Annotated in this window: 10 protein-coding genes; 8 read left to right on the top strand and 2 right to left on the bottom strand. The window is 42.5% G+C overall.

Translation table 11 applies throughout. The annotated features are described in order from the left end of the window. Positions 1-180: 180 nt before the first annotated feature. Positions 181-1689: a polysaccharide biosynthesis protein gene (locus tag F3741_06950; GenBank protein MZG30533.1), complete on the bottom strand. Its 1509-nt coding sequence runs from the start codon at positions 1687-1689 to the stop codon at positions 181-183. Positions 1690-1846: 157 nt separating this feature from the next. Between F3741_06950 and F3741_06955 the strand changes: the two genes are divergently transcribed. After that, the gene (locus F3741_06955; GenBank protein ID MZG30534.1) at positions 1847-2125 is read left to right on the top strand and encodes a hypothetical protein; all 279 of its coding nucleotides are present in this window, start codon (positions 1847-1849) and stop codon (positions 2123-2125) included. A 140-nt stretch (positions 2126-2265) separates the two neighbouring features. Next, positions 2266-3387, top strand: coding sequence for a radical SAM protein (locus F3741_06960; GenBank protein ID MZG30535.1), 1122 nt, complete (start codon positions 2266-2268; stop codon positions 3385-3387). 15 nt (positions 3388-3402) lie between these two features. Here the strand turns inward: F3741_06960 and F3741_06965 are convergent, their stop codons facing one another. Next, positions 3403-3798 carry a hypothetical protein gene (locus F3741_06965; protein ID MZG30536.1) on the bottom strand — a complete coding sequence of 132 codons (396 nt, stop codon included), beginning with the start codon at positions 3796-3798 and terminating at the stop codon, positions 3403-3405. A 245-nt stretch (positions 3799-4043) separates the two neighbouring features. On the opposite strand from F3741_06965, the gene maf reads away from it, so the two are divergent. The 6 genes from maf to F3741_06995 all read left to right on the top strand — a co-directional run. Continuing rightward, positions 4044-4637 carry a septum formation protein Maf gene (maf, locus tag F3741_06970; GenBank protein ID MZG30537.1) on the top strand — a complete coding sequence of 198 codons (594 nt, stop codon included), beginning with the start codon at positions 4044-4046 and terminating at the stop codon, positions 4635-4637. Between the two features lie 169 nt (positions 4638-4806). Then, a complete protein-coding gene (locus F3741_06975; GenBank protein MZG30538.1) occupies positions 4807-5037 on the top strand; it encodes a hypothetical protein in 231 nt (76 codons plus the stop codon). Continuing rightward, the gene (locus F3741_06980; GenBank protein ID MZG30539.1) at positions 5034-5825 is read left to right on the top strand and encodes a formylglycine-generating enzyme family protein; all 792 of its coding nucleotides are present in this window, start codon (positions 5034-5036) and stop codon (positions 5823-5825) included. Before F3741_06975 ends, F3741_06980 begins: the two co-directional genes overlap by 4 nt. Positions 5826-5893: 68 nt before the next feature. Continuing rightward, positions 5894-7039, top strand: a complete 1146-nt coding sequence (locus F3741_06985; GenBank protein MZG30540.1) for an MFS transporter — start codon at positions 5894-5896, stop codon at positions 7037-7039. Positions 7040-7065: 26 nt separating this feature from the next. Continuing rightward, the gene (locus tag F3741_06990) at positions 7066-8157 is read left to right on the top strand and encodes a hypothetical protein (GenBank protein ID MZG30541.1); all 1092 of its coding nucleotides are present in this window, start codon (positions 7066-7068) and stop codon (positions 8155-8157) included. A 716-nt stretch (positions 8158-8873) separates the two neighbouring features. Further along, positions 8874-9065, top strand: a 192-nt coding sequence (locus F3741_06995) for a hypothetical protein (GenBank protein ID MZG30542.1), incomplete at its 3' end; no start/stop codon positions are given.

Genomic DNA, 9065 nt, shown 5'->3' on the forward strand with positions numbered 1-9065 from the left:
TTGACATATCTGATGGAAATTCTTCAATCTGCAGACACTGGCATTCTGAACACTGAAAATAAGAAAATTCCTCTTTCAATCCGAACATCATTTCAGGAACTTGATAAGTAGGACTTTGCCCCGAAAACCCACATATCCTGCAATCCTTCAATTGTTGATCAGCAGTTAACATAATTTGAATCAATTCCCTGGAGATCGAAAAAACCACTTGGACCAACTGTCCAGCTGTGGGTATACATTGACGACAAACTGGCGTTGTTCATCATTAAAAGGCTTTGCTAAAAAGAGAAGCACAACAAACGATATCAGATATACAGGCAGGTTAATCAACAAATGCCCTTTATCAAATCCTGATAAAATTAATGGTGGCGCAGAAGCTATCAGGCAAAACAAAAAACAACGGCCAATAATGGAAAAAACAGGTGCAATATCCATTTCTGAAGAAATGACTTTCAACTGCCGTATAACCATATAAACCATCGAAGAACCTGTCGCCACTATGGCCCCCATCATGCCTAGTGAGGGAATCAACACCAGGTTCAAAACAATATTAAGAATGCTGCTCTCAGCGGTGGACCGCATTGCCACATCTCGATGACGGATAACATATAAAGTAGAAACGGTGAAGTTGATTCCCAATGCAGTTTGTATCCCAGCAAAAGTGGCATACGCTGCCAATGCACCTGTTCCCTCTAAAAATTCAGAACCATATATAAATTCGATTAAGTAGGAAGAGTTCAGGATGCAGAATATGTATACGGGAATCGTCAGGTAAGAGGCGAACCCAACAATCTGGCAAAAAAGGTTTCCAAGGCTATTCGTTCCTTCCTTTGCATAGGTTTCTGAAAACAGTGATAGCGCCATAGGAGCCACGCCAGCAAGGAGGAAAGCCATTGACGCACTAAGTCCTGTAGCCAGGTGATACAAGCCGATATCAGCACGGCCCACTTTAAAAAAATTCATCAGCAGGACGTCGCTTTGGGTCATTAATCCAAAGCTTAAAAAACTAATCCCATAAGACACCCATGCGAGGTGCCCCATGTCATCCCATTCGGGTTTCTTTACAGATCCTAAATATTGATCTTTTGCCAGAACCAGATAGACCACACTCGTTATGGCGACTGAAATAATATAAGAGTAAAGAACCGCATAAATTCCATAATCCAAACGTATAAACAGCAATAAAAAAACCAGGTTCAAGAAGGCCCCAAAAGTTTCTATTTTTGCTAACGCCTTAAACCGAAGCAAGGTCATGAACAAAGTGCTCAATATAGAGTCCACGTTTATGACAAAGAAATAGAATATCAAAGCCCAACGAAACTCGATCAACCCCGGTTTATCTATAAAGTCAAGGTAGTAGGACAGTAAGTGATAAATCAGAAAACAAAAGATTCCACCGGTCAAAAACCTGAGAACCAACAACCTGCTAACCAGAAAACGCCCTTCAGATCCCGAGGGATCATTGATGCCGAGTTCGGGCAATTTTTTATTTATCAGCGTTTCGAAACCAAACGATGTCAACAACCTGACAAATACTGGAATGACTAAAAGAGTGGCGTAGTCTCCCAATCGCTCCTTGCCGAGATAGCGTGTCAGCACTATGGAAATCAAAAACAAAATTATCTGGACTCCAGTTTTCCCCAAGGTAGTCCAACCAATATTTGCTATGAATTTATGAAATGAGGACAAGGCAAGAACCTCAAGCGGGCCGGAGAGCTTCCGGTGATATTAAGTGGGATAAATTTACTTCCAGCAAACCGAGCCAACGACTAGCAGTTTAGCACGGCATATTATACACTAGTCCCTACAAGTTTTTCAGAACCCGGACAAACGAAGGAGGAGAACCTTGCAGTACAAAGTATTCATTGCTGTAGAGTTTAAAGGATTAAGCGAAGAAGCTCACAAGGAAATAACCGAGCGGCTGGAAGAACATGGGTTGGAAAAAATCCCAACTTTAAGTACCGCGTGGGAGTATGCCTGCGAATCGGAAGATGAAACCGACGCGAAAGACAAAGCTATTCAAACTTTCGTCAATGTCGTCCGCACTTATCCTTGTGAAATGGCTCTTGTGGTCCAGGCCGGAACATCACAAATTCTGCGCCGGAAGAAAAAGTTCGATCCGTAGACATTAAAAACCCTTTATCATCCTCTAAATAGTATAATGTAGGCATTCGAGGAAATATCAGCTTTTAAACGCCTGACCCAACAGATAACGGTCAGGTTTGTAGCTTGGCAGAATCATTACAGGTTCACAGGAGGTAATTGGTGAATATCATCTTAAACAGTTATTGCAATCTAACATGCAATTACTGTTTTGCAGACGAATATATGGAAGAGACGGTGAAGACACCTGGGAAATCCATGGAGTACGATTACTTCCAGAACGAGTTCCTGCCTAAAATCAAAAACGCACCAATTATCAATTTTATGGGTGGGGAACCAACCCTGCACCCTCAATTCGTAGAAATATTGCAAAACACTTATGATGATATTCTTCCCTATTCTCATCTCAGCGTTTTCACAAATGGGTTGATGCCGGACAAAGTTCTTGACCTGTTGTTAAAAATAGCCAGTCCCAGTGGCGCTATCAGTAAAAATGTGAATTTTGCCATTCTTTTAAACTGGCAAACAATGGAAAATATTTCAGAAAAAAATCATGCCCGATGCCGGGAAGTTGCTGAACGTATGTTGCGCGTCAACGGTTACAGTGTCACATTCAGCATCAACCTGTACTCTAAAGACCAGGAGCTTGAACAGCAATGCGAAGAGATCGACCAGATTTACCAGAAGGCAGGCCTGCCTCGTGACAAGCAATATAAAATCCGGGTCAGCCCCGCTTTCCCGATTATAGGAGGAGAAGCTAACACCTATCTTCCCATACGGGACTTCCCAAAAGTCGGAAAAAAAATGCTGAACATCATGGAGAAGTTTCCACAATTGTGCTTTCGCTTCGATTGCTCTCTTCCACCGTGCTTTCTTGATGAAATCAGTGAAGATCAGTTTTCTTTCACCGATCGTTTTTATTTTCACGGCAACAAACAGTTACCGCCAACAGAAGAATGGAACCGAAACGAGTTCTATTTCGGATGCGCGGATGGAAGTCCTATGGATATCGACGCGAAGGGCGACTGCTTCAATTGCTTTCCCTTTCACAACCTGAAGTTGGGGAATGTATCGGAGTTTAAAGAGGTGAACTCCATTGCCATGGCTAAAATGGGAGCAAAGTTTCTGAACACGGTTTTTGAGAAGACTGAAGCGAAAGAACCCTGCAGGTCCTGCCCACACTATATGGTGAGATGCTCAAGCGGCTGCTTTGCTTATAATTTTGTCGGGGAAAGCGGCGAAAAGATACAGACAACAGAGCAACAAACCATTACCCAGAAATAACTCTCCCTAACAGGGCTAAAGAATCCTATCCAGCTTGACTTCCTGGCAGATGATGCCCACATGAAATCCTTCATAGGACTCAAAGGGTCCAAACACCTTTCCTTTCATCAGGGTCATCTTTTCTACGCCATCAAGAATGAAATCATTCAATTCAGTATTATCCAATGATTTGAAACCACCTCTCGGTTGACGGGGATCATTTTTATTCCAACCCACTTCCAGCCAGCCCAGGTTTCCTCCATCCTCTTTCGATTCAGGGCATATGCTGTACTTAGCAGCCAGTTTCATCAACATTTGTACCCGGCCAGTTTCCGTGGGAATACTGGTTATCGTCTCAATCAGCAAATCTGCCACTTCTTTTTTTTCAACCAATATATGTCGAATCTGAATTTGATGTGTTGCACCCGCCATACCAGTTCCTTCAATCAAGTTATTTATAATGTCCGGATAAGGGCCAATAATATATAAGATTTGATTCCCAATTGCCAGCCCCTTGCCAAGCCAATTAGATCTAGTGCCCCTTAGCAGGGGAAGCAGATGGCAATCAATTTTCAGCCGAGATACATTCCTTATATTACCAATTAAAGCCATTGCTCATTGACCTCTCGCTTGGTGAGGTTGATCCTGATTTTCATTTCAGGTATGGTGCATTGCCTATGTTAAAGAAAAAACTTATTCTGGCATCAAAATCTCCCCGCCGGCTGGAACTGCTAAAGCAGATTACCAGTGATTTTGAAGTGGTCCCCAGTTCTGTGGAGGAAGAATTAGATTATGGTTACCGTCCCGAGGACAATGCCAGAATGCTCGCCCGCGCGAAAGCCGAGGATGTCGCCCGCCAATATCCCGAATGCTGGGTGATCGGAGCGGATACACTTGTGACACTGCACCAGGAGATTCTGGGAAAACCCGAAGATGTCGCTGATGCGCAAAGAATGCTCCGTCGTTTGAGTGGCAAAGAACATCGAGTTGCCACCGGCATCTGTGTTGTTGGCCCTGAAAAAACTCTTGATAAATCCATTACCTCTAAAGTTCGCTTTAAATCTTTAACAGATGAAGAAATCTTGAACTACATCCAAACCGGAGAACCCATGGATAAAGCCGGGGCCTATGCCATTCAGGGTGAGGGCAGTTTTATGATCCGCGATTATTCAGGATCAAAAACCAATATCATAGGGCTCCCCATTGATGAACTGAAAACTCTCCTTCAAAAAACCGGTTACCTGACATATCCAAAAACCTATCCGAAATAATTATTAATACCCTTCAAAACATAACCTTTAAGCAAATAGCTGAAAAAACCTTGACATTTCAATGAGGTTGAGCATTTCAAACTTATTGTTTCATAATAAATTGCTTGCCAACCAATGCCTTTGTAACTTAATTTATAGGCATAGCCTGCTCATTATATTAGGAATACGTATGCTTGAACCAAAAAACAATTTAGAGATTCACGGTCATTGCCAGAAGTGCGAGGGGCCCATTTTCCTGAATAAGAGTATGGACTGGTATGGCAATACCGTGTTGAGCCTGAATTGCTGGAATGGGCATTACCAGTGGATCAATGTGGAAAATATTGAGGAGGCGAAAGACCTGGCACCAGAAACCAAACGGGATCTTGTAACTTATATCGGATTTTTTGACTTATCATGACTTCCATGCAAACCTGCATGAGACCCAATCAACTGATTCCTTCCCTTTTATTAATTTCGTTTATTTTATTTCAAACTCCCGCATTCGCTGATGCTCCACCAGGAATGGTATATATCCCCCAGGGATACTTTCAAATGGGCACCTCTTCTGGAAAAGAAGATGCAAAACCTGTACATTTTGTTTTCACTCCCGGTTATTACATCGATAAGTATGAAGTGAGCAACAAAAAATATGCGGCCTTCATGCAAGCTACTGGGCATCCTGCTCCAAAGTTCTGGGAGGATTCCCGGTTTAACGATCCAGACCAGCCCGTAGTTGGAGTGAGCTGGCACGATGCCATGGCATACGCCAAATGGAAGGGACGAAGGCTACCTACAGAAGCCGAATGGGAAAAGGCCGCACGAGGTAACGATGGCCGGCTATGGCCGTGGGGAAAAAAATTTGATAAGGGCATCAATTTTTTCTTCCTCAATATTTTTGGGGAAAACGATAACTACCCCTACACCGCGCCTGTTAATTATTATCACTCTGGGGTCAGCCCGTTTGGGTTATACAATACAGCTGGAAATGTTTGGGAATGGTGCCTCGACTGGTATGACGAAAATTATTATCGGGTCAGCCCTGAAATCAACCCCGAAGGACCTCAAGGTCCCTTGAAAATGAAAGTTCTCCGTGGCGGTTCCTGGATCAATAGTATTGAAGGCGTAAAAATTGTAAACCGCGCACGCAACCTGCCACACATTAAAAACGAAATTTACGGGTTCCGCACCGCTCTATCCTCAAAGTGAACCAAACCTCCAGCAGACTGGCAATCTTCTCTTGGTCCCTTTACGATTTTGCCAACACCATTTTTTCCATGAACGTGATCTCACTGTATTTCGCGTTGTGGGTTACCGTTGACCATGGCGGACAAGACATTTTATACAGCACCGCCCTGTCACTTTCCATGCTGGCAGTAGCTGTAAGCGTACCTGTATTCGGAACATTTTCAGATACCACCGGAAAACGTCGAGGCCCACTGATCGGCCTCACTCTGCTTTGTGTCTTCTGCACAGGATTGATAGGAACCACCAACCACCTTTGGGCCGGGCTGGCCCTGTTTATGTTGGCTAACTACGGTTATCAATCCGCGTTGGTTTTTTATAACGGCATGCTCCCAGCCATTTCAAGAAACAGTCATGTTGGACTTGTTTCAGGTTATGGCGTGGCTTTTGGTTATCTTGGCTCCATCTTTGGCATGTTGATGGTAAAAGGATTTGTTGAATCTGATGGGCGTTCAGCGGCTTTTCTACCCACTGCCGGACTGTTATTGCTCTTTTCCCTACCTTGCTTCTTGTTTGTTAAAGATCCTGAAACCGGACAAACCGCACAACCGATCCGTTTAAAAGAAGCATTTAACACACTCAAGCAAACTTTCCTTCGGGCACAACAATACCAGTCCCTTTTTCGTTTTATTCTTATACATTTCCTGATCCTTGATGCCGTAAACACCATAATTGCTTTTATGTCGGTATATGCCAGCAAGGTGATCGGATTCGACGGCGGACAAATTACAAATTTTTTGATCACCTCAACGGTAGGGGCAATGATCGGCTCATGGATCATCGGCATTCTGGTAAAGCATAAAGGAGTGGTTTGGTCCTACTGGTTGGTGTTGGCACTCTGGATCACCGCCCTATTCCTGGCAGCATTAAGTCAAAGTGAATACCTGTTCTGGTGTGTGGGGCCTATCGCAGGAGTGGGTATGGGAGGAGTCTGGGTAGTCAGCAGGGCGTTCATCGTTGAACTTTCACCTCCTGAAAAGGTCGGGGAGTTTTTTGGATTATATGGGTTAGCAGGCAAAGCGGCTTCCATCCTGGGGCCTATGCTATGGGGAGGAGTGGTGTGGATATTTGACTCAACTGAAACTCTAAAATACCGTATTGCGGTAACCATGCTGCTAGGCATTGTAGTATTGGGGACCTTCCTGTTTCGCAACTTGACCCGACAATTACAGCATTAACAAATCGGTTGACATTATTATGTTGAATGATTAGTTTTAGGAGTATCTCATTCAATTTTGAATTCCTGAATATTCTTTTAAAGTTTTTCAGAGAAAGGATAACCGTGATGGCACGATATGTTTCCTTGTGTTTATATTTTATTTTACTTGGTACAGGAGTTTTAGTTTCCACTTATCCCTCAAACACCTGGGCCCATTCCGGACATAAACATGATGAATTGAAAATCAAACTTCCTAAAGTTGTTGCTCAGGTAAACGGAGAAAACATCAATGGAGATTTGATTTTCCGCGAATTAAAAAAGGCAGCACAACAATACAAAAGACGCGGCATACCCCTGAATACCGATCAGGAAAAATCCGCAGCCAAAAAATTAATAGATGATGAAATCGGACGCACTCTACTTGTATTGAAAGCCAAAGAATCGGGAATCAACATCACAAAAGAAATGCTTGAAAAAAGAGTCCAGGAGGTGAAGGCCAAGTTTAGTTCAGAAGCAGTCTTCGAACACAAACTCGCTGACCAGGGTTTGACTCTTGACCAATATAAATCTGAGGTTGAAACCGATTTATATATGGACAAAATTATCAAAAAAGAGATCGAGCCTAAAATAAAGGTAAGTGACAATGAAGCTCTTGACTATTATGAAAAAAATAAAAACAAATTTACCAGTCCTGAAAAAGTTCGCGCCAGTATTATCTTGTTGAAATTCAATCCATCAAAAGGAAAAGCTGGAGAACAAAAGGTTCTAAAAAAATTCGAATCGATTCTCGATCAACTCCGCAATGGAACAGATTTTGCCGCATTGGCTAAGAAATTTTCTCAAGACAGCCTGGCTTCCAAAGGGGGAGACCTTGGCTTTTTCACCAGAAAACAAATGCTTCCCGCATTCAGCGACAGGGCTTTTAAAATGAAAAAAGGGGAGATCAGCGACATTTTTCGAACTGGGCACGGGTTTCACGTACTGAAAGTCACCGACAGAAAATCAGCGGGTGCCAACCCTTTTCAAGATGAAAAGGGGAAAATTGTAAACTTTCTAAAAAAAATGAAAAGCTCAAAAGCTACAAAGGAATATATTGAGCGCCTGAAAAGTCAGGCAAAAATTAAAACTTATTTTTAAATATTTGGATTAAGGATCAGAGTATGAAAAAGTTCTGGCTTTAGTCTGTTTAATAGCAGGTATTAGCACAGCAACTTTTGTGTCGGGTCGCGCATCGGCAGTGACTTCTGCGGCGCAAAAACCATGGTACTTGCGATCATTCTTGATACGGAAGGAATTAAATCAGTCACCGAGCATATTGAAGTTGCTGATTACCAACCATCAGAATAAAAATTTGCCCACACTTCTTCTTCAAACTGCTAGAGGTGTGGGCGTTTAAACATGAAGCAATCTTGACTTCGATTATTTTTTCTTGGATTTTCCCCCATCAATCGCACTAAGCTTACGCTTAACGGTTTTTTGTTTATCTTTGTCGAAATCAACTTTTAAATAAACTGTTTTTGGGAACACTTTGCTCACTACACCTTCTTTTTTCTTGCCTGCAAAATCAAACTTGATCTTGTCTCCAACTTTCATAACTTCACCTCTAAATAAAAGCCATTAATCTGCCCACAACATTATCCCTAAAGTCCTAACCACTCCATTATTTTGAAAAATTTGAGATTAGAGTAAATTTACAAGCTAGTCAATATTTTCTTCCTTTGTGGAAAACCTTTGCTGGATCATAGCATTACCTTATACTGTCCTCAATGGATTACTCGGTTCAAGGGGCTATTGCCAGTTTCCTAGTTTCTTCAGGGGTGGTACAATTGTTAAATTTTTGAAAGTCCTGCCTTGTGAATACACACATCCAGCGTGAAATTGAAACGATTGAATCGAATCCCTCTGCCAACGAGAAGCTGTTCGCAGAAGTGGTGTTCAACCTTCCTATCAAAGAAGCTTTTACCTATATTATTCCGCCACAATTCCAGGGGAAGGTATCAATTGGAATGCGGGTGCTTGCGCCTTTTGGAAGAAGGCGTCTCACC

It is taken from the genome of Nitrospinota bacterium, assembly GCA_009873635.1.
Classification (GTDB): Bacteria; Nitrospinota; Nitrospinia; order Nitrospinales; family VA-1; genus LS-NOB.